Genomic DNA, 18,755 nt, shown 5'->3' with positions numbered 1-18,755 from the left:
GTCAGCGGGCGCCGCCCTGCCACAGGGCATGGAACGGCGCGCCGGAGGCAACGCGGTTGCGGATGCCGACTGTGACGAACTCCTTGGCAGTCCGCGCAGCCTCCAGCGGGCTGGCGCCCTTGGCCAGTTCGGCCGTTACGGCGGCCGCGAGCGAGCAGCCGGCACCGGAAACCGCCACCTCGCCCACGTTCGGGGCACTCAGGACTTCGAGCGTCTCGCCGTCGTAGAAGACGTCGACGGCGTCCGGGCCTTCCAGCCGCACCCCGCCCTTGGCCAGCACTGTCGCGCCGCTGAGCTCATGGATGCGCACGGCGGCTGCCTTGAGGGATTCGACGTCGGTGTGCTGGTGTCATGCCGACAGGATCCTGCGGCTGCGGCAGCTCCGGAAGGCGCCGCCGTCGTCATGTGGAAAACCCGCCGACGCCGTCCAGCCGTCCGGATCGCCGGAACGCTCCGGCGAGCCGGCAGCTTTCCGGCGGGTTCGACGGCGGGGCGCCGGGTCAGGCCTTCAGCGCCCCGTCCAGCAAAGCCCGGAGCTCCTGGAAATGCCGCTCGGTGGCTTCCGGGTGGAAGGCCGAGGTGTCTGCCATGGTGTAACCGTGCGGCGCGCCGGCGAAGATTTCGTTGGATGCCTCCAGGCCCGCATCGTTGAGCGCTTCGCCCAGGCGGGCGACGGCGTCGGGGGCCATGCTCCGGTCATTGTCGGCATGGCCGAACACAAACCGTGCCCGCGCGTCCTTGAGCCCCAGGTGCGGGCTGTCCGGCTCGTCCGTGGCCAGGCCGCCGGCGTGGAAGCCACCGCACGCCGCCACCACGTCAGGATGGGAGGTGGCGGTGCGGACGGCGAGCCGGGCGCCCATGCAATAACCGGTGGTGCCGATGGGACCCGGCGCCACGCCGTCGAGCGCCGCCAGCGCGGAAACCCATGCGTCGATGTCCGGCAGGGCCTTTTGGGACGTCAGGCGGCCAACCCGCGGGAACGCAGCCGTGCCGACGGCTTCGCGGCCCTCCTGGGTGGTCATGTCCGATTCTGGGGCCAGCTCGGCGGCCGTTCCTTCGCGGTAGAAAACGTTCGGTGCCAACACCACATAGCCCCAATCGGCGATGCGCTGGGCCATCTCCTCGATCCGGGGACGCAGGCCGAAGGCGTCCATGTAGAAGATGACGCCGGGGAACGGTCCGGTCCCGGTGGACGGGCGGGCCACCAGGGCCTCTGCGGTGCCTTCTGCGGCTGGGATATCAATGGATTGGATAGGCATGGGGCCACCCTACCGGAGGCACCCGGGAGTCAGGCTCAGGAGTAGTACCGCCCCAAGGTCTCGGCCTTGAATTCGAAGAAGGTGCCGGACTCGATGGCCAGCCGCGCATCGTCCACCATCTTCACCACGAACCGCTCGTTGTGGATGGAGATAAGGGTGGCAGACACCATTTCCTTGGCCTTATACAGGTGGTGGATGTACGCCCGCGAGTAGTTCTGGCACGCGTAGCAGTCGCAGCCTTCCTGCAGCGGCCCGAAATCGCGCTTGTACTTGGCGCCGGAAAGGTTGAACCGACCCTCTGGAGTGTAAAAGGCAGAGTTGCGGGCCACGCGGGTGGGGGAAACGCAGTCGAAGGTGTCGGCGCCGTTCTCGATGGCCGTGAAGATATCGTCCGGCTCGGAGATGCCCAGCAGGTGCCGCGGCTTGTCCTCCGGGAGCTCCTCGTTGCACCAGCGGACAATGGTGCCCAGGTTCTCTTTCTCCAGCGCCCCGCCGATGCCGAACCCATCGAACGGCATGGCGCCAAGGTCACTGCAGGCCTTCCGGCGCAGGTCCTCGTACTGCGCACCCTGGATCACCCCGAACAGCGCCTGGTACGGCTTGCCCGCCCGTTCCTCCGTCAGGCGGAAGTGCTCGTCCAGACACCGCTCGGCCCACAGCCGGGTGCGTTCCAGGGATTCCTCTTGGTAGCGCCGGGAGTTCTGCAGCGTGGTGAGCTCGTCGAACGCGAACATGATGTCAGCGCCGATCTGGTGCTGGACCCGCATGGAGATTTCGGGGGAGAACCGGTGCCGGTCGCCGTTCAGGTGGGACTTGAACCAGACGCCGTCATCGTCGATGTGCGCCAGGCGTTCCTTGCCGGGGGCCACGGCGTCGTCGGGGCCGGGTTCACCCGCGGCAGCAACAGTCTTCATGTCGATGACCTTCTTGAACCCCGAACCCAGGCTCATCACCTGGAACCCGCCCGAGTCAGTGAAAGTGGGGCCGGGCCAGTTCATGAACGCCCCGAGCCCGCCGGCCTCGTCCAGGATGTCCGGACCCGGCTGCAGGTACAGGTGGTAGGCGTTGGCCAGCAGGGCCTGGGCGCCCAGGTCCGCCATGGATTCCGGGAGCACTGCCTTCACCGTGGCTTTGGTGCCGACGGCGATGAACGCCGGTGTCTGGATCCCGCCGTGCGGGGTGGTGATGGTGCCGGTGCGGCCCAGGAATTCCCCGTCGTTTTCCGCTACCTGCGATGCCGACGGCGGGCAGGAATCCGCCAGTCGCGTGCCCACCGTGAAGGAAAACTGTGACCGGGTATCGGGCAGGGCGAAAGCAGGGTTGGCAGGCACCCTACCAGTCTGCCAGCAAACCTCACGACGCCGGCAACCGGGCCAAAGCAGGCCAGCGGCGAACCCTCAGCTGGCTGGTTCGGATTCGGGGTAGTTCTCGGACCGCCACGAATCCCAGGACGACCGGATGGCGTCGAAGGCACCAGCGCCCAGGTCATAGGTGGACGCGACCACCAGCGAGCCTTCACCCTCCGCGCGCACGTCCTTGATGGCGGGATGGTCTGCCACCACCAACAGCCCCTCGCCGTGCTCCGCGTAGCCGTGCACGGTGAGCCCCACCTGGTGGCTGGTGCGGTACCAGACCTTCCCGCTGATCTCCTCGCCGGTTCCCAGCGTCAACTGGTACGGCTCGCCCGTGGCAGGGAGGTCCGCCAGCCCGAGCTTATCGATGGCAGGGCTCTTGCCCTTCGTCAGGTGCAGGAACAGGGTGTGCCGCTTGCCGTGCGGATGGCGTTCCAGCGCGAAACGGAGCTGCTGCAGGAAGGTTAGCCAGCCTTGGGTGATGTCCTCGTCCCAGGCAGCCCACTCCGAGTCGTGGTCCACTGCGCCGCGGGTGACGCTGACCCGGGTTCCACCGGCCTCCGGATGGAGCTCAAAGGTGTCCCCGCCGTGGACAGTGAGGCTGGTGTGGTCCGGGGCTTCCTGCACATCGCTGGAGAAGTAGATCTCCTTGATCTCGGACTCCAGGTCCTCGGCCTGCCAGCCGTGCCACTGGGCCACCTTGGCCGGTTCACGCAGCATGGTCCAGACCTGCGGCGCGTCTGCGTTGATCACTACGCTGAGATTATTGGTCATAGCCCCGAATGTACGCCCCGGACATTGCCCCGGGTAGGGGTAATTTTCCCTGTCCCGAAGACCACGGGAAGACCACCGGAAGACGCCCCGGCCGTCAGGAGCGGACAGCCTCCAGCTCGTTGCTGATGCGCCGGTCCAGTTCGGACATCCCGATGGTTTCCGAGCCGCCGTGGGCCCGCAGGAACAGCAGCGACTCCAGCCGCAGCAGACGCCATTCGCGCTCGGCATCGTGGTTGGAGTTGTCGATGGAGCGGAAAATTTCCTTGTCATACAGGTTGGGCTCATTCAGCGAGCGCTGCCGCACCTTGGCGGCCATGCGCGCCTTGAACGGGTCCGTTTCCTGGTTTTCCGGAGTGCGGATCAGCTTCTCGTAGACCTCGGCGCGTTCGTCCTGGCCGTCCTGCCGGCAAATGTAGCTGGCCAGCGCCAGGGAGGCCTCCACCGAGGTCCACCGGCCCGGGTTTCCGTCATAGGGCAGCACTGTGAGTAGGTCCGCCACCGGCAACGCTCCATCGGCGTCCTTGTGCGTGACGAACAGTTCGTGCGCCAGGTCGCTGAGGTCCTTCAGGCAGCTTCCGGACTTGAAGTTGACGCCCTTGGAGAGCCGGTCGGCAAGGAGCAGGACGCCCTGGGCGTCAGGGTGCGCTTCTGCGGCGGCCTCCACCACGGATTCGGGAGTTCCGTCAGGCGCCGGGATCAGCGCGAGTTCCTCCTCGCTGGGTCCCGGCACCGCGGGCGGTACCGGCGGCAGCGGAGGTACGACTACGGCGGGCGCCACGGCGATGGGTCCGGTCCCGCCGCCGGGCTGCTCCTGCCGGAAATCGTTGGGCGCGGCGGTTTCCACCGGCGGTGCGGCCTCCGGAAGGTCCGCGGGCAGCGGAAGCTGGGTGACGTCGTCGTGCGCTCCGTCCACCACCGTGACCATGGTGCCGATGGCCACCCGCAGGGTGCCGCCGCCGGAGAGGCTGGCCAAAACCAGGGCCGGGGAGCCGAAGTCGTCGTGCTCAAGCTCCACCTGGTCGATTTCGGCAGTGCGCCGGCCGTCGGGGAGGAGGATGTGGCTGCCGGTGGTCAGAGATCCAGCCTGCTGCTCACTGTGGTGCCTGGCGGCTGGTGATTCGGTCATGGGAGTCCTTAAGTTCTCTTGCGGTCCGCCCTACAGTCTACAAAGGTGGGCGCCTAAAGCCGGGGACCCCCACGTCCCGGCGCGGATGTCAGAAGCCCACGCCTGCGAAGGCCAGGGCCTGCCGGATGAGGCCGCCGCGGCCGCCCGAAAACTCGATCTGGACGCCCGGGCTGAGGACTTCCTCCGGGGTCATCCAAGTCAGTTCCAGGGCGTCCTGGCGGGGCTCGCATTCCCCGGTGACCGGGATGATGTAGGCCAGGGCAACGGCGTGTTGCCGCTCATCGGTGAAGCCCGTCTGGGACGGTGCAGGGAAGTATTCGGCAACCGTGAACGGCACGGGGCTGAGGGGGAGTTGCGGGAACGCCAGGGGGCCCAGGTCCTTTTCCATGTGCCGCAGCAGGGCGGCGCGGATGGTTTCGCGGTAGATGACGCGGCCGGATACGAGTGACCGCACCATGGTGCCGTCCGCGTCCGCCTGCAGCAGTGTTCCCACTTCGTTGACGTACCCCAGCGGGTCCAGCCTGACCGGCACTGCCTCGACGTACACCATGGGCAGCCGCCCCCGCGCCTCAAAAAGGTCTTCTTCAGAGAGCCAGCCGGGATTCGGGTCAGGTGTGCGCACGTTCATGGTTAAGTTCTACCGCATGGGCCGCTGCTGGGAGATCCAGACCGTGGCGGGCGCGTTGGCGCCGCCCGCGTCCGGATTGGCTACGTGGAGGGTGCTCCCAAAGGCCTCCTCCGTCAGGCTGGCGGAGAAACCAGCCGCGGTGAGGCGCTCCTGCAGCGGTTCCAGCCCGCCGTCGTACTCGAAGCCCAGGCCCGGGCGCGGAGGTCCCGACGCCGGCCGCACCAGGAGGACCCCGCCGTTCTTGGCCGTGAAGTCGGCGGTTTCGTCATTGTCCGGCACCGGGCGCGGGCGCGCGCCGATATGCAGCAGCGTGCGGGCGGCCGCCTCGGGCTCCGCGCTGTACCAGACCGCGACGACGGCCAGGGCAGGGTCGGCGTCCGCGCACTGGGCGAAGTGGGCTGCTTTGTCAGCCAGGAAACTGAACCCGTCCGGCGCGCTGATCCGGCAGGCCTCACCATGGTCCGCGGTGACCGGTTCCGCAGTCCGCGTCCCGTCCCTTTGCGTCCCGTCCTCCAGGGCCGCCAGGTTGGTCCGACGGGCGAACTCGCCCACGTCACCCACCTCCACCGCAAACACGGTGCGGCCGTCCTGGCCTGAACCAACCTCGGCAGTGTGCAGCGCCAGGCGGCCCGAGCCGGAATCGAAGACCTGCCACCCGCCGTCGTCCTCTGTCTTGACCATCCCCAATGCTGTGAGGAGCTGCTTCCACTGCTCGGTGCGTGAGGTGAAATGTACGGGGCGGACTCGGAGCATGGCGTTGTCCTAAGGGTGGGTTATTGATCTGTAGGGCCATGATGCCACGTGGAGCGCCGCTGCACACGGGCCTTGTGGCGTGGGATCCAACAGGCAGAATTAGGCCATGGCCGATGACCTCGAGGAACTGCTGGTGCCTGACGCGGCGGCGTGGCGCGCCTGGCTGGCGGAGAACCACAGGACCAGCCCTGGCGTATGGCTGGTCCTGCACAAGAAGGGCGGCACAGTGACCGGCTTGGACTACCCTGCGGCGCTGGATGAGGCGCTGTGCTTTGGCTGGATTGATGGGCAGCTTCGGCGGCGAGACGGCGAAAGCATGTTTGTCCGGATGACACCGCGGCGTTCCCGGAGCATCTGGTCGGCGCGGAACGTGGGGCACATTGCCCGGCTGGAAGACGAGGGCAAAATGACCGACGCCGGCAGGGCAGCCGTGGCGGCAGCCAAGGCGGATGGCCGCTGGGACGCCGCCTATGGCGGGCAGGCTGACGTGGAAGTTCCGGCGGACCTGGCGGCCGCCATTGCCGCGAACCCGGCGGCGCAGGCGACGTTCGATGTCCTCACCCGGACCAACCTGTTCGCCCTGGTGTTCCGGACCAACTCGGCAAAGCAGGCGGCCACCCGGGAACGCAGGATCGCCGGGTTCGTGGACATGCTGGCGCGGGGAGAAACGCCGTATCCGCAGAAGAAACACCCCGCCGGCCAGGACTAGGGAAGGGACGCCGCGGCCTCCAGCGTCATCCACGCCTGGAGCTGGGTGGAAAGTTCGACGGCGGCACCGGGCGGATACGTTTCGGCCGCCGGTTGGGCGGCGTGCAGCGAGAAGATGCTCCTGCCCTCCAGCCCGGCCCTGCCTTCCCCGGCACCCACGGCGCGCCGGCCCGACCAGAACGCCTCAGCGGTGTCCGTCACCAGCCGGGCGGCCGTGGTGCGCGTGGCCTCAGGAAGCCGATGGTCTGCTGCCGCGAGGGCCAGGTAACGGCAGAGGATCCCGGTGAAGAGGCCGCCGTCGCCTGTTCCTTCGCAGCGGAGCACCGAGCTGTCCGCAAGAGTGAGGAGCCTGTCGACGGCGTCCACCAACGCAACCGCCCGGGCCAGGTTGTCGTCGCCGCCCAGTTCCAGGAGCGCGCCCAGAACCGGACCCTGGTTGTAGGTGTACACCGCCCGTTCCACCACTACCTCCCCGGCACGGTTCAGCCGAGCGCCGTCCAGGTACAGGCACTGGTCCGGGTCGAAGAGCGTGGCGTCCAGCCAGTCCAGCAGTGCCTGGGCCTTGGCCCGCTGGCCAGTACGGGCATAGAAGAGAGACACCGGAGCCGTGGCGGGGGTGTTCTTGAAATCCCGCTTCTTGCTCCAGAACGTGCCGCCGCCCAGGTCATCGGTGCAGGCGGCGTCGAACTGAAGCGCCAGCGATGTGCGGACTTTGGCGTTGCGGCGCCGGCCCGGACGCCGTGTTTCCTCGGCCAATCTGTCCAGCCGGAGGGCTGCCAGGGCAAGCCAGGCCATGTCGTCGTAGTAGCTGTTCACGAAGGTCAGGGCGTTGCGGAGCCGGATCCCGGTGACCAGCCGCGAGGCCAGGTGCCCTGCGCTGGGCAGGTCCGGGCCGCTGAACCGGGCCGCGGGGGTTGCACCGCCGCCAAGTTCCCGCCGTCCGGTGTCCACCAGGCAGTCAACATAGTGCGCCTGCCACCAGTAGTGCCAGGGGAGGAGCAGCCTTGCAGCCGGCCGTGCCCGGCGCAGCGCGGCCAGCCAGCGGTTCCCCTGGTAGGCGCCTTGCTCCTGCCGTTCCTTCTGGACTTGTCCGCCCGGGTGCCTGCCCTGCCACAGCACCGCGGCCAGGTGGGTTCCGGGCAGGAACAACAGTCTCCGGCCGAACAGGGCGGTCACGGACCGGGCCGCGTGGTTTGCCCGGTCCTGCCGGACGGTCAAGGGCGTGCTGCTGGAAGCCATGCCGTCACCCTAACGGTACCGCCGGGGCAGGGAGTGCTGGGGCCGCGGGGAGCGTGCGGCCGCGCCGAATTTCAGTTAACATGCATTAACTGTTGCTCGAGGCCGCTCCGTGGCCAGGGCACACGCATCAAGGAGGATGTATGGACATCGCAGGCAGCGTCGCACTGGTGACAGGTGGCGCCTCCGGGCTTGGAGCGGCCACCGCCGGAAGATTGTTCGACGCCGGCGCCTCAGTGGTGCTCGTTGACCTCCCCTCCTCAAACGGGCAGGCAATGGCGGACGAACTCAACGCCCGCGCCGAAAGCGGCCAGTCCGCCGTCTTTGCCCCCGCAGACGTGACCAGCGAGGCCGACGTCCGTGCCGCCGTCGGGACCGCCATCGCGCTGGGACCGCTGCGGATCGTGGTCAACTGCGCCGGGATAGCCACCCCCGGCAAGGTGCTGGGACGCGAGGGCGTACTGCCCCTGGAAACCTTCAGCCGCGTCGTCCAGGTCAACCTGGTGGGAACCTTCAACGTCCTGCGGCTGGCGGTTGAAGCGATGGTGGCCACCGAGCCCGCCGTCACCCCTCTCGGCGGACCGGAACGCGGCGTCATCATCAACACCGCCTCCGTGGCTGCTTTCGACGGGCAGATTGGCCAGCCTGCGTACTCCGCATCCAAGGGTGCGGTCGCAGCCATGACGCTGCCAATTGCACGGGAGCTGGCGCGCTCACTGGTCCGCGTCGTCACCATCGCGCCGGGCATTTTTGAAACCCCCATGATGGCTGGCCTGCCGCAGGAGGCGCAGGACTCCCTGGGCGCGCAGGTCCCGCACCCCTCCCGGCTGGGCAAGCCCGCCGAATACGCCAACCTGGTGGCGCACATCGTTGACAACGCCATGCTGAACGGCGAAACCATCCGCCTGGACGGCGCCATCCGGATGGGGCCAAAATGAGCCCGGCGGATCTGTCGCAACTGCCGGCGGCGGACTTCTTCGCCGTCGAATCGATGCTGAGCCAGGCTGAACGGAACAAACTGGCCGAACTCCGGGACTTCCTGGCATCCGAGGTGGCACCCTACGCCGCGGACTGGTGGAACAAGGCCGAATTCCCCTCCCACATCCTGCCCAAGCTCGCTGCCCTGGAGTTGAGCACGCCGGCCCACCGCGGCTACAGCCACCTGTTCGCCGGGCTGGTCATCGCGGAGATCACCCGGGTGGACACGTCACTTGCCACGTTCTTCCTGGTCCACCACGATCTGTTCGTCGAGTCCCTGCATACCTTCGGCACTGACGACCAGAAGCAGCGGTTGCTTGCCGACGCTTCGGAGCTGCGCACCACCGGCGCGTTCGCCCTCACCGAACCCCTGCACGGATCCGACGTGGCAGGCGGGATGGAGACGCGGGCCCGGCGGATCTCGTCCAGCACCGGGGAAGCGGACGACGACGGCGACACCTGGGTGCTCAACGGCGCCAAGCGGTGGATTGGCAACGGGACGTTCTGCGACTACATGTTGGTGTGGGCCCGGGATGAGGCGGACGGCTCCGTGCGGGGCTTCATCGTGGACGCCACCCTGCCGGGTGTCAGCCGGAGCAGGATCGAGAACAAGATCGCCCTGCGCACCGTGCAGAACGCGGACATTGAGTTCCGGGACGTCCGGATCCCCGAGGTGGACCGTTTTGGCGGGATCAGCAGCTTCGAGGACACCAAGGAACTGCTCCGCAGCTCACGGATCATGGTGGCCTGGCAGGCGGTGGGCCAGCAGCTGGCGGCGTTCGACGTCGCCCGGCAGTACGCCGTGGAACGCCACCAGTTCGGCCGCCCGCTGGCCCACTTCCAGCTGATCCAGCAGCAGCTGGTGACCATGCTGGGCAATGCCGTGGCCGGCATGGCCATGATGGCGGGGATCGCCAGGCTGCAGGACCAGGGCGCCGCCGACATGCCGCAGGTGGCGCTGGCCAAGTCCTACCTCAGTGCCCGCATGCGTGAAACCGTGGCGCTGGGCCGGTCCATTCTTGGCGGGAACGGGATCGTCACGGATTACCGGATGGCCAAGATTTTCGCGGACGCTGAGGCAATCTACACCTACGAGGGCTCGTTCGAGGTCAACACCCTGATCGTGGGCCGGGCGGTCACCGGAATTTCAGCCATTTCCTAAGAATCTGCCTGAAAAGACTTGGACGGTTGCGCCTTATTTGGCGGCCGGGACTGGTGAAAGTGCCGCACCCGGCCGTTGTCCACATAGGGGTTTTGGGTGGCTGTGGTTGTCAGACCCCGGTGGAAGACTTTGGTCATGGAAGCGGTTTTGGGGACGGCGGCAGTGGTGGGGGCGGGGCGCTATGCAACGTCCCAGCCCTGTGCTGTTCCGGCTGCTGTTCCGCTTCAGCCAGCTACTGCAGTGACCCCGGAGCCGTCCCTCGCTGACGTCTTGGGGTTGCTCGACCGCGTTCCTGTGCCCGCGGATGGTGTGGGGATGGTTGAGCAGATGCGGTTGTGGGAGGAGGTGAAGTGCCTGGCGGGCGCGCAGCAGGCCCGGCTTGCCGTGGCCTTTGATCTCCAGCAGCGGCGGGAGCAGGCCGCGGCCGGGGTGCCGGTGGAGGAGCAGGGTGCAGGGGTGGCGGCGCAGATCGCGTTGGCCCGTCGGGAGTCCCCGGCCCGAGGCTCCAGGTTGCTGGGCCTGGCCAAGACGCTCACCGGGATGCCCCGCACGTTCGCGGCGTTCCGGAGCGGTCTACTGAATGAGTGGCGGGTGACGCTGGTGATCAAGGAAACCATCTGCCTGTCGGTGGAGGACCGGGCCGGGGTCGATGAGGAACTCGCCGCCGACACCGGTGCCCTCGACGGCGCCGGCGATAAAGCGATCATCGCCACCGTCCGGGCCGCGGCGTACCGGCGGGACCCTGCCTCGGTCGCTAAGCGGGCCGCACGTGCGGTCTCTGAACGGTGTGTGAGTCTGCGCCCTGCCCCTGACACCATGACCTACCTGACCGCGCTGCTGCCGGTCACACAGGGTGTGGCCGCGTACGCCGCCCTCGCGAAGGAGGCTGATGCCGCCCGCTCGGCAGGGGATGGCCGGTCGAGGGGGCAGGTCATGGCCGACACCCTCGTCGAAAGGATCACCGGCACCCCCGGCGGGATCAGCGGCGTGGAGATCCAGCTCGTCATGACCGACCGCACCCTCCTCCAGGCCGACGCCGAACCCGCAAGGCTCCCCGGCTACGGCACGGTCCCGGCAGCCTGGGCACGGGACATCGCCCTCACCGGGGAAGCCCGCAACAGCGAGACAGCGCCTCAAAGCCTCACAGGCCGCGGGTCAGACGCGGTCACGGTCGGGATCGCTGGTGAGGACGCCAGCGCCGATGATGTCGCAGGTCTGCGCCAGCTGGACCTGTGGGTCCGCCGGCTGTACACCGCACCCGGCTCCGGAGAGCTGGTCGCGATGGACTCCAAAGCCCGGCTCTTCCCTGCCGGGTTGAAACGCTTCCTCCAAATCCGGGACGATACCTGCCGGACCCCGTACTGCGACGCCCCGATCAGGCACCACGACCACATCACCGCCTGGCACAACGGCGGACCCACCAGCGCCGGCAATGGCCAGGGCCTCTGCGAAGCCTGCAACCACACCAAAGAAACCCCCGGCTGGACCGCAAAACCCGTCCCCGGCCCACGCCACACCGTGGCAACCACCACCCCAACCGGCCACACCTACCACTCCACCGCACCACCACTGCCGGGCACAAACGTAGCTAAGCCGGCCGCGGCGGTGGCCGAATCGCGGCCACCGGCCGTGGTCCAGGTGGGGATGGCAGCCCCGCCCACCAGCGCTCCCCGCCGGCCGGTCCGGCGCGCCAGCCGCAAAATGAGCGGTGTTCCCTAACTGGCGCCAGGCGGAGGATATCCGGCAGGTTATGAGGGGTAGGGCTGTTTCTCGCCTGCCTCAACGCGGATGTCCAGGCTGTTGTTCTTCACCGGCATGGGGCAGGTGCCGTAGGGGGTGAAGGCGCTGGGGTAGTTGATGGCCCGGTTGAAATCCAGGACCACGGAGCCGTCGTGCCGGGGCCTGGACAGCGCCAGCTTCCGCCAATCGCCGGTGGTATCGCCGTTGGTCTCATCATGGAACGTGACGGTCAGGGCACCGAGTTTCTCCTCCTCCGCCTGCAGCCGGAACTCGTGGGCGCTGCCCGGGAGCCTGAACACCACCTCTCCCACGCTGCGGTGGACGCCGTCCACCAGAGGGTTCGCGGTGCCGATCGGTACGTCCACCGGCGCAGGGTAGGGCTCGAACCGGCCGGTCACCTCCCAGCCAGGGTTGTAGGGGTAGGTGGGCACGCCGTCGAAGCCGGTAAAAACCGGCGAGGCCGCGTCCCTGGTACGGATGGCGTACCGGCCCCCGCGCATGGCCAGTTCAACTACCACCTGGTCCCCGTCCGGGCCACCAAACTGCACCCACATCAGTGACTCCTCGTCCGCAAGGACGGCGGACACCGTGCCGTCCACCTTTTCCCCCGTCTCCACCAGTGTCAGACCGTCCGACGCCGCTGCGGTGAGGAACGCCGTGGTGCCTGAGCCGTCCGTTGACCACAGACCGGGGGAGAGGTCGACGGCGCCAGGCGAGTCTTCGAGCCACTGGAAGGACGTGAGGGTGAGCCAGCCGTGCGGCGTTGCCAGGGCGTTGTCGCGGTTGGTGCGGAAGCGCTGCCAGCGTTCGACTTTGGCGGCTGGGGTGGTGGTCATGGTTCCTTCCGGTTGCGTATGCCCCCGCTACAACCGCCGGCCGCGCATGTTCATTCCGCCCCTGATTCCCCTTGTTCCGGCCGGCGCCCGGGACCCCAGCGAAACCGCAGGCCTGCTGGAGGCGCTGGGCCACCGGGACATCATCGACCCCGGCGACATCACCACCGCCCGCGGCGCCGAGATGGTGCTGCCGCTCTGGCTGCGGCTGTTCGGCGCGCTGGGAACCCCGGATTTCACGTTCAAGGTGGTCCGCCGGGGTTGAATGGGTGAGTGGACATCCTTGCCGGAATGAATCGTGAGTGGCTGGCGGCGCTCACCTGGATGGCAGCGCTGGTTGCCGGCGCGGGCTCAATGGTGTGGCGCCGCCGCCGGGCCGACCTTGCGGCGCTCGCCGCCGTCGTTGTCTTCATGGCAGCAAACACCGGCGCCGGCATCTATGTGCTGAACCATCTTGCGGACGGGCGGTGGGGCGGGGACGGCCAGCCCAAGCTCGCCCCGCCCGCGCTTTCCGGGACCCCGGTGGTGGGCCAGTTCCTGGAGCCCCTGGACGGGGCCATGGCGGGCATGGCCGGCGGGGTCAACGACTTCATCGACTTCCGCGCCGCCCTGCCCGTGGCGCTGGACTTCTTCGCAGCCGCCGGCTGGGCCACGGCCATCTCGGTGCCGGTGGCGCTTGCAGCCGCTGCCGTGCAGGCCGGGAAGGCCCGCCGTCGTAGAGCCGAGGCTGCGGCCTGGCAGGGCGAGGTGGAAAAGCTCCGGGCGGAGCTGGACGCTGTGAAACGCCACGTGGGGTACCGCGACATCTTGTGAGACGGATTCCACTGAGCCGCCGGTCCGGGGGTAGCATCTTTAGCTAGTAACGTGGCTCACAGTATCCAGCGCAGTGTACGGGCCAAGTCCAAATCCCTCGAAAGATTGTTTCAATGGCTCACACTGCAACACCTCCCGAAACCGATCTTGCCTCCGAACTGCGCGCGGACGTCCGGCGTGTGTCCACCCTGCTGGGCGAATCGCTGGTCCGCCAGCACGGACCGGAACTCCTGGACCTCGTTGAGCAGGTCCGGCTCCTGACCAAGGAATCCAAGGAAGCAGCGCGTGGCGGTGCGCACGCCACGGGGCCATGGAGCGCGCACGACGTCGTTGCCCAGGTCCGCGAGATGCTCGGCTCCCTGCCCATCGAGCAGGCGACCGACCTGGTGCGCGCCTTTGCGTTCTACTTCCACCTGGCCAACGCCGCCGAGCAAGTGCACCGGGTCCGAGGCCTGCGGACCCGCGCCGAAAAGGACGGCTGGCTGGCCAAGACCGTGGCGGACATTGCCGCGCAGGCCGGCCCGGACGTGCTGCAGGAGGTCGTCAACGGGCTGGACGTGCGTCCCATTTTTACCGCCCACCCCACGGAGGCCTCCCGCCGCTCGGTCCTGGACAAGATCCGGAAGCTCTCCGACGTCCTGTCCCAGCACACCGCCGAAGGTTCCACGGCCCGGCGCCGGCAGGACCGGCAGCTGGCCGAAATCATCGACCAGATGTGGCAGACCGACGAACTCCGCCAGGTCCGGCCCACCCCGGTGGACGAGGCCCGCAACGCCATCTACTACCTGGGCGGCATCCTCACCGACGCCATGCCGGAAATGCTTTCGGAGCTCTCCGAACTGCTGGGCGAGCACGGCGTCACCCTCGCCTCCAAGGACGCCCCCATCCGGTTTGGCTCCTGGATCGGCGGTGACCGGGACGGCAACCCGAACGTCACCGCCGCGGTGACCCGCGAGATCCTGCAGATCCAGAACCAGAGCGCCATCCGGATCAGCATCGGCATGATCGATGAGCTGATTTCCATCCTGTCCAACTCCACGGCCCTCGCCGGTGCTGACCAATCGCTTCTTGAGTCCATTGATGAGGACCTGCAGAAGCTGCCCGGCCTGGACAAGCGTGTCCTGGAGTTGAACGCCCAGGAGCCTTACCGGCTCAAGCTCACCTGCATCAAGGCCAAGCTGATCAACACCGGCAAACGGGTTGCCGCCAACTCCAACCACGAGCACGGCCGGGACTACAGCGGAACCGAAGAACTCCTGGCGGACCTGCACCTGCTGGAACTGTCGCTCCGCAACCATTCCGCCGCCCTGGCTGCGGACGGCTCCCTGGCCCGGGTCCGCCGCGCCATCGCCTCCTTCGGCTTGCACCTGGCCACCCTGGACATCCGGGAACACGCAGACCACCACCACGACGCCGTCGGGCAGCTGATGGACCGGATCGGCGGCCCCGGGCTGCGGTACGCAGAACTGAGCCGTGAAGAGCGCTTCGAAGTGCTGGGCTCCGAACTGGCCTCCCGTCGTCCGCTTTCCGGCCACCCGATCAAGCTCGAGGGCGCCGCCGACGGCACCTACGATGTCTTCCGCGAGATCCGCCGCGCCCTGCGCATGTACGGTCCGGACGTCATCGAGACTTACATCATCTCCATGACCCGCGGCGCGGACGACGTCCTGGCCGCCGCCGTGCTGGCCCGCGAAGCCGGCCTGGTGAACCTCTTCGGCGACAAGCCCTACGCCAAGCTGGGCTTCGCCCCGCTGCTGGAGACGGTGGAGGAACTGCGGGCCTCTGCCGAGATCATCGACCAGCTGCTGTCCGACCCCTCCTACCGTGAACTGGTGCGGCTGCGCGGCGACATCCAGGAAGTGATGCTGGGCTACTCGGATTCCAACAAGGAATCCGGCGTGATGACCAGCCAGTGGGAAATCCACAAGACCCAGCGCAAGCTGCGGGACGTTGCCGCCAAGCATGGCGTGCGCGTCCGCCTGTTCCACGGCCGCGGTGGTTCCGTGGGCCGCGGCGGTGGACCCACCTACGATGCCATCCTGGCCCAGCCCCATGGGGTCCTGGAAGGCGAGATCAAGTTCACCGAGCAGGGCGAAGTCATCTCCGACAAGTACTCCCTGCCGGAGCTCGCCCGCGAAAACCTGGAGCTTTCACTGGCCGCGGTGCTGCAGGGTTCGGCCCTGCACCGCGACCCGCGGACCTCGGAGGACCAGCGGGAACGCTACGGGCACGTCATGGAGGCCATCTCGGACGCGGCGTTTGACCGTTACCGCCAGCTGATCGACCACCCGGACCTGCCCGCCTACTTCATGGCCTCCACCCCTGTGGAGCAGCTGGGATCGCTAAACATCGGCTCGCGCCCGTCCAAGCGCCCCGACTCCGGCGCCGGACTGGGCGGCCTGCGGGCCATCCCGTGGGTGTTCGGCTGGACGCAGTCCCGGCAGATCGTGCCCGGCTGGTTTGGCGTGGGCTCGGGACTCAAGGCCGCCCGGGAGGCCGGGCATTCGGCGCAGCTGGTGGAGATGATGGATCACTGGCACTTCTTCCGCTCCGTGCTGTCCAACGTGGAAATGACGCTCGCCAAGACGGACATGGACATTGCCGGCTACTACGTGGCCACCCTGGTTCCCGAGGAGCTGCACCACCTGTTCCGCAGTATCCGCGAAGAGTTTGAGCTCACGGTGGCCGAGGTCCGCAAACTGACCGGCGAGAACCTGCTCCTGGATGCACAGCCCACACTGAAACGGTCCCTGGAAATCCGCGACCAGTACCTGGACCCCATCAGCTATCTGCAGGTGGAACTCCTGCGCCGCATCCGGACCGAAGCCGATATCAGTGGAGCGGAAATCGACGAACGCCTCCAGCGGGCCATGCTCATCACCGTCAACGGGGTGGCGGCGGGCCTGCGCAATACCGGCTAAACCCCGTTTGCTGACCGGGCATCCGGGTTGGATAGGGTTGGAGCCATGCCTTCGTTCCAGACCCGCCTCAAAATCACCGGGCTCCGGCCGGGCAATCCGCCGGAGGCCGTCATGGACGCGGCCGTTGAGGCGCTGGGCACCCGCCACCACGTGGAGGCGCACCAACTTCAGCTCGCCGGCGGCGTGGCGCAGCTGAACCTGCGCTTCCTGGTTGAGGCGACCGAGTACAGCGGCGAGAACCAACAGGCGCTGGAGTCGGCAGCGATGATGCGCGACGCCGTCGAACGCGTTGCGCTGACAGGTTCGCTCAGCGTGCTGCGGCGCAGCCGCGGCAAGTGGCTGCCTGTCTAGCCTGCGTCGGGGAGGGGCTCATCCTCGACCGGGGACCGGTCCCCGCGGCGGCGGGTCACGATGATCCCTACGACGGCGCCGATCACCAGCCCAACGGCCACGCCGATGAGGGAGCTGGCCCAGAACGGCAGCTTGGTGGTTGACCCGGTGAAGTAGCCAAGCCCCACCAGCCAGCAGGCCCACAGGACCGCCCCCAGTCCGGCGCACAGCCCGAAGCCGCGGACGGACACGTTGGCAATGCCGGACGCTGCCGACGTGGCAAGCCGGCCGCCGGGGATGAACCGGGCGCCGATGATGGTCCCGTAGGTGGAGGAACGGCCGGCCTTGGCCAGCGCCGCGTGGATACCGCTGTGGACCCGCCGGCCCCATTTCCAGCGGTCCAGCACATGGCTCAGCCGCCGGCGGAAAAGGTGGAATACCACCATGTCGCCCAGCCAGGAAGCCACGGCGGCGAGTACAAGCACCAGGAACACGTTGGCCCGGCCATCCGCCGACAGTGCGCCACCGGTAATCACCACCATCTCCGATGGGATGGGGGGAAAAATGGCGTCGCCGATCACCAGCGGGATGACCCAGAAGTAGAGGGCCGCCCCCCAGCTGTCAACGCTGCCGAAGTCCATTGCCACAACGTACCGCACTTGGGAAACTGGCGGCATGCGGATCTCGGTTCTGCAGGGTGACATTACGCGGCGGCGGGTGGACGTGGTGGTGAACGCCGCGAATTCGTCACTGCTGGGCGGCGGGGGAGTGGACGGGGCGCTTCACCGCGCAGCCGGGCCGGAGCTGCTGGCTGCCTGCCGGGAGCTGCGCGCCACCGGGCTGCCGCACGGCCTCCAGACCGGGGCGGCGGTGGCGACACCCGCTTTCGGGTTGCCGGCCCGCTGGGTGATCCACACGGTGGGGCCTAACCGCCATGCGGGACAAACCAACCGCGCGCTCCTGGTGTCCTGCTTCAGCGAAAGCCTGCGGCTGGCTGACACATTGGATGCCGGTGCGCTTGCCTTCCCTGCAGTGGGTGCGGGGGCCTACGGGTGGGGCGCGGCGGCCGTGGCGCAGGCGGCACTCGACGCGGTTGAAGGGTTCCGGGCTTCGCATCCGGCCAGCGGCCTGGAGTTGGTGGAGTTCGTGCTGCACACCGCGGAGGTGGAGGCAGTGTTCAAGGACGTGCTGGGACCGCTTCGCTGAGTTCCATGCTGCTGCGGTACTCCACGGGCCTGCCGGAGATCGGATCCACGAACCTGATGCCGCGGGCCAGCAGCTGGAGCGGCTTGGCGTAGTCGTCCGGGGCCTTGTCCAGCAGGTCAGGGTAGAAGGCGTCGTTCACGATCCCCAGTCCCAATGAGGCCATGTGGACCCGCAGCTGATGCGTCTTGCCGGTATGCGGCTCCAGCCGGTACCTGGCGAGGCGTTCGGTGGTGCCGTTGGCACCCAACGAAGGGCCGCCGTCGAACGTTTCCAGACGCTCAATCCTGGTTTCCGCGTTCGGTTCGCCGTCGATGACTTCCGCCAGCAGGTAGCTGCGGGACTTGGTCATCCGGTTGCGGACCACCACGGGGAATTCGACGGCGGGGTGCCCCGGTGCGGGCGCGGCGGCGGAGATGCACTCGTATTCCTTCTGCACCTGCCGCTTTTCGAAGAGCACCTGGTACTTGCCGCGCGTCAGGGGATTGGTGGAGAAGAGCAGGACGCCGGCGGTCATCCGGTCCAGCCGGTGCATGGGAATCAGGTCCGGCAGGTCCAGCTGGTTCCGCAGGCGCACCAGGGCGGATTCCTGGATGTAGGTGCCGCCCGGCGTGGTGGGCAGGAAGTGCGGCTTGTCCACCACCAGCAGGTGTTCGTCCTGGTGCAGGATGCTGATCTCCACCGGCAGCCGCGTCTCGGAAGGCAGCGTGCGGTAGTACCAGATGAAGGTGTGGTCCTGCAGCGGCGTTGTCCGGTCCAAAGGTACGCCGCCCTCGCCAACGATCTCGCCGGCGTCGAACCTTTCCTCGATGCCCTGCGGATCGATGTGCCCCCAGCGGTGCATCATGTAGTCCATTGCGGTGTCCCACGGCCCCTCTTCCGGGAGGCGGAGGCGGGTGGCGTTGACGCCGTCGCGCACGGGAAGGGGGGATTGCATCA

At 67.9% G+C, this 18,755-nt stretch carries 19 protein-coding genes and 1 pseudogene; 9 read left to right on the top strand and 11 right to left on the bottom strand.

The features are described from left to right. Position 1: 1 nt before the first annotated feature. The 7 genes and pseudogenes from IEW19_RS15120 to IEW19_RS15090 all read right to left on the bottom strand — a co-directional run. Positions 2 to 340, bottom strand: a pseudogene (locus IEW19_RS15120) (bifunctional hydroxymethylpyrimidine kinase/phosphomethylpyrimidine kinase); the annotation flags it as partial. A gap of 160 nt (positions 341 to 500) precedes the next feature. After that, positions 501 to 1,259: a dienelactone hydrolase family protein gene (locus IEW19_RS15115; RefSeq protein WP_188572440.1), complete on the bottom strand. Its 759-nt coding sequence runs from the start codon at positions 1,257 to 1,259 to the stop codon at positions 501 to 503. Positions 1,260 to 1,294: 35 nt separating this feature from the next. After that, positions 1,295 to 2,590 (bottom strand): tRNA guanosine(34) transglycosylase Tgt, encoded by a 1,296-nt coding sequence (gene tgt, locus IEW19_RS15110; protein ID WP_188572439.1) that lies wholly within the window; start codon positions 2,588 to 2,590, stop codon positions 1,295 to 1,297. 66 nt (positions 2,591 to 2,656) lie between these two features. After that, positions 2,657 to 3,385, bottom strand: a complete 729-nt coding sequence (locus IEW19_RS15105; RefSeq protein WP_188572438.1) for an SRPBCC family protein — start codon at positions 3,383 to 3,385, stop codon at positions 2,657 to 2,659. Positions 3,386 to 3,479: 94 nt separating this feature from the next. Next, entirely contained in the window at positions 3,480 to 4,511 is a 1,032-nt protein-coding gene (locus IEW19_RS15100) for a DUF6707 family protein (protein WP_188572437.1), read from the bottom strand. A gap of 88 nt (positions 4,512 to 4,599) precedes the next feature. Then, entirely contained in the window at positions 4,600 to 5,139 is a 540-nt protein-coding gene (locus IEW19_RS15095; protein WP_188572436.1) for an NUDIX hydrolase family protein, read from the bottom strand. 9 nt (positions 5,140 to 5,148) lie between these two features. After that, positions 5,149 to 5,892: a VOC family protein gene (locus IEW19_RS15090; RefSeq protein WP_188572435.1), complete on the bottom strand. Its 744-nt coding sequence runs from the start codon at positions 5,890 to 5,892 to the stop codon at positions 5,149 to 5,151. Positions 5,893 to 5,998: 106 nt separating this feature from the next. Between IEW19_RS15090 and IEW19_RS15085 the strand changes: the two genes are divergently transcribed. Further along, positions 5,999 to 6,601 carry a YdeI/OmpD-associated family protein gene (locus IEW19_RS15085; protein WP_188572434.1) on the top strand — a complete coding sequence of 201 codons (603 nt, stop codon included), beginning with the start codon at positions 5,999 to 6,001 and terminating at the stop codon, positions 6,599 to 6,601. Here the strand turns inward: IEW19_RS15085 and IEW19_RS15080 are convergent. Next, positions 6,598 to 7,839: a glycoside hydrolase family 76 protein gene (locus IEW19_RS15080; protein WP_188572433.1), complete on the bottom strand. Its 1,242-nt coding sequence runs from the start codon at positions 7,837 to 7,839 to the stop codon at positions 6,598 to 6,600. The genes IEW19_RS15085 and IEW19_RS15080 overlap by 4 nt on opposite strands. Positions 7,840 to 7,979: 140 nt before the next feature. Between IEW19_RS15080 and IEW19_RS15075 the strand changes: the two genes are divergently transcribed. The 3 genes from IEW19_RS15075 (at position 7,980) to IEW19_RS15065 (ending at position 11,695) form a co-directional block, all read left to right on the top strand. Beyond that, on the top strand, positions 7,980 to 8,774 hold the full coding sequence (locus IEW19_RS15075; protein WP_188572432.1) for an SDR family NAD(P)-dependent oxidoreductase: 795 nt from the start codon (positions 7,980 to 7,982) through the stop codon (positions 8,772 to 8,774). Next, entirely contained in the window at positions 8,771 to 9,976 is a 1,206-nt protein-coding gene (locus IEW19_RS15070) for an acyl-CoA dehydrogenase family protein (protein ID WP_188572431.1), read from the top strand. Before IEW19_RS15075 ends, IEW19_RS15070 begins: the two co-directional genes overlap by 4 nt. A 315-nt stretch (positions 9,977 to 10,291) precedes the next feature. Further along, positions 10,292 to 11,695 (top strand): HNH endonuclease, encoded by a 1,404-nt coding sequence (locus IEW19_RS15065; protein WP_373283615.1) that lies wholly within the window; start codon positions 10,292 to 10,294, stop codon positions 11,693 to 11,695. 29 nt (positions 11,696 to 11,724) lie between these two features. On the opposite strand, the gene IEW19_RS15060 is transcribed toward IEW19_RS15065, so the two are convergent. After that, positions 11,725 to 12,552: a DUF1684 domain-containing protein gene (locus IEW19_RS15060; protein ID WP_188572429.1), complete on the bottom strand. Its 828-nt coding sequence runs from the start codon at positions 12,550 to 12,552 to the stop codon at positions 11,725 to 11,727. A 46-nt stretch (positions 12,553 to 12,598) separates the two neighbouring features. Between IEW19_RS15060 and IEW19_RS15055 the strand changes: the two genes are divergently transcribed. The 4 genes from IEW19_RS15055 to IEW19_RS15040 all read left to right on the top strand — a co-directional run bounded on the left by IEW19_RS15055 (position 12,599) and on the right by IEW19_RS15040 (position 16,634). Next, positions 12,599 to 12,814, top strand: coding sequence for a hypothetical protein (locus tag IEW19_RS15055; protein ID WP_308420002.1), 216 nt, complete (start codon positions 12,599 to 12,601; stop codon positions 12,812 to 12,814). An 8-nt stretch (positions 12,815 to 12,822) separates the two neighbouring features. Beyond that, positions 12,823 to 13,362: a hypothetical protein gene (locus tag IEW19_RS15050; RefSeq protein WP_188572428.1), complete on the top strand. Its 540-nt coding sequence runs from the start codon at positions 12,823 to 12,825 to the stop codon at positions 13,360 to 13,362. A 113-nt stretch (positions 13,363 to 13,475) separates the two neighbouring features. Then, positions 13,476 to 16,283 carry a phosphoenolpyruvate carboxylase gene (gene ppc, locus IEW19_RS15045; protein WP_188572427.1) on the top strand — a complete coding sequence of 936 codons (2,808 nt, stop codon included), beginning with the start codon at positions 13,476 to 13,478 and terminating at the stop codon, positions 16,281 to 16,283. Between the two features lie 45 nt (positions 16,284 to 16,328). Next, positions 16,329 to 16,634 (top strand): hypothetical protein, encoded by a 306-nt coding sequence (locus tag IEW19_RS15040; RefSeq protein ID WP_188572426.1) that lies wholly within the window; start codon positions 16,329 to 16,331, stop codon positions 16,632 to 16,634. On the opposite strand, the gene IEW19_RS15035 is transcribed toward IEW19_RS15040, so the two are convergent. Then, positions 16,631 to 17,254, bottom strand: coding sequence for a DedA family protein (locus IEW19_RS15035; protein WP_188572425.1), 624 nt, complete (start codon positions 17,252 to 17,254; stop codon positions 16,631 to 16,633). The genes IEW19_RS15040 and IEW19_RS15035 overlap by 4 nt on opposite strands. A 34-nt stretch (positions 17,255 to 17,288) precedes the next feature. Between IEW19_RS15035 and IEW19_RS15030 the strand changes: the two genes are divergently transcribed. Beyond that, positions 17,289 to 17,819 (top strand): O-acetyl-ADP-ribose deacetylase, encoded by a 531-nt coding sequence (locus IEW19_RS15030; RefSeq protein WP_188572424.1) that lies wholly within the window; start codon positions 17,289 to 17,291, stop codon positions 17,817 to 17,819. On the opposite strand, the gene IEW19_RS15025 is transcribed toward IEW19_RS15030, so the two are convergent. Then, positions 17,791 to 18,753, bottom strand: coding sequence for an RluA family pseudouridine synthase (locus IEW19_RS15025; protein ID WP_188572451.1), 963 nt, complete (start codon positions 18,751 to 18,753; stop codon positions 17,791 to 17,793). The two genes, IEW19_RS15030 and IEW19_RS15025, sit on opposite strands and share 29 nt — an antisense overlap. Positions 18,754 to 18,755: the final 2 nt, after the last annotated feature.

Origin of the sequence: Arthrobacter liuii, from assembly GCF_014639275.1 — a bacterium.
Taxonomy (GTDB): Bacteria; Actinomycetota; Actinomycetes; order Actinomycetales; family Micrococcaceae; genus Arthrobacter; species Arthrobacter liuii.
Note: the sequence above shows the minus strand (reverse complement) of the source record. Positions and strands in the feature narration are given on the sequence as shown.

Bases quoted from the DNA above. Each gene is read 5' to 3' on its own strand.
- IEW19_RS15115 (WP_188572440.1), bottom strand. From the start codon at position 1,259: ATGCCTATCCAATCCATTGATATCCCAGCCGCAGAAGGCACCGCAGAG.
- IEW19_RS15105 (WP_188572438.1), bottom strand. From the start codon at position 3,385: ATGACCAATAATCTCAGCGTAGTGATCAACGCAGACGCGCCGCAGGTC.
- IEW19_RS15100 (WP_188572437.1), bottom strand. From the start codon at position 4,511: ATGACCGAATCACCAGCCGCCAGGCACCACAGTGAGCAGCAGGCTGGA.
- IEW19_RS15095 (WP_188572436.1), bottom strand. From the start codon at position 5,139: ATGAACGTGCGCACACCTGACCCGAATCCCGGCTGGCTCTCTGAAGAA.
- IEW19_RS15090 (WP_188572435.1), bottom strand. From the start codon at position 5,892: ATGCTCCGAGTCCGCCCCGTACATTTCACCTCACGCACCGAGCAGTGG.
- IEW19_RS15085 (WP_188572434.1), top strand. From the start codon at position 5,999: ATGGCCGATGACCTCGAGGAACTGCTGGTGCCTGACGCGGCGGCGTGG.
- IEW19_RS15080 (WP_188572433.1), bottom strand. From the start codon at position 7,839: ATGGCTTCCAGCAGCACGCCCTTGACCGTCCGGCAGGACCGGGCAAAC.
- IEW19_RS15075 (WP_188572432.1), top strand. From the start codon at position 7,980: ATGGACATCGCAGGCAGCGTCGCACTGGTGACAGGTGGCGCCTCCGGG.
- IEW19_RS15070 (WP_188572431.1), top strand. From the start codon at position 8,771: ATGAGCCCGGCGGATCTGTCGCAACTGCCGGCGGCGGACTTCTTCGCC.
- IEW19_RS15065 (WP_373283615.1), top strand. From the start codon at position 10,292: ATGGTTGAGCAGATGCGGTTGTGGGAGGAGGTGAAGTGCCTGGCGGGC.
- IEW19_RS15060 (WP_188572429.1), bottom strand. From the start codon at position 12,552: ATGACCACCACCCCAGCCGCCAAAGTCGAACGCTGGCAGCGCTTCCGC.
- IEW19_RS15055 (WP_308420002.1), top strand. From the start codon at position 12,599: ATGTTCATTCCGCCCCTGATTCCCCTTGTTCCGGCCGGCGCCCGGGAC.
- ppc (WP_188572427.1), top strand. From the start codon at position 13,476: ATGGCTCACACTGCAACACCTCCCGAAACCGATCTTGCCTCCGAACTG.
- IEW19_RS15040 (WP_188572426.1), top strand. From the start codon at position 16,329: ATGCCTTCGTTCCAGACCCGCCTCAAAATCACCGGGCTCCGGCCGGGC.
- IEW19_RS15035 (WP_188572425.1), bottom strand. From the start codon at position 17,254: ATGGACTTCGGCAGCGTTGACAGCTGGGGGGCGGCCCTCTACTTCTGG.
- IEW19_RS15030 (WP_188572424.1), top strand. From the start codon at position 17,289: ATGCGGATCTCGGTTCTGCAGGGTGACATTACGCGGCGGCGGGTGGAC.
- IEW19_RS15025 (WP_188572451.1), bottom strand. From the start codon at position 18,753: ATGCAATCCCCCCTTCCCGTGCGCGACGGCGTCAACGCCACCCGCCTC.